This is a genomic window from Colwellia sp. MB3u-55 (genome assembly GCF_014076785.1).
Classification (GTDB): domain Bacteria; phylum Pseudomonadota; class Gammaproteobacteria; order Enterobacterales; family Alteromonadaceae; genus Colwellia_A.
Window position 1 is genome coordinate 1 of the sequence record NZ_JACGUS010000003.1, and the last position, 317, is coordinate 317.

The 317-nt window shown below is 38.2% G+C and carries 1 pseudogene; it reads right to left on the reverse strand.

Annotated elements, in window-relative coordinates:
* Positions 1–185: pseudogene (locus H4J66_RS00015) on the reverse strand (IS110 family transposase); the annotation flags it as partial.
* Positions 186–317: the final 132 nt, after the last annotated feature.

A 317-nucleotide genomic window follows, 5' to 3' on the forward strand; every position in this document is an offset into this window, starting at 1 on the left:
TATTTGGATTCATCATAAGGTACTTTCGTTTTCCAACACCTAAATACAATACGCACCCACTTGAAAGCCAAAGCTCTTACCGCTGATTGATGAGACTTACCCTTAGCTCGTTGTTGGTTGTAATAAAGCCCAGCCCAATATGACACTCCTACACTCTTAGCTGACCACTCGATAAAGCCCAGTCTAAACCAACAAATGCAGAAAATTTATTAGTTAATTCATCCATTACTCACCTCCAAGTTTGAAAGTTTGTTATGTGCTTTACTCTTCGAAAGAAATATAGACAGCTTTTTATAGCAAGCCGTGAGTATTCGTTT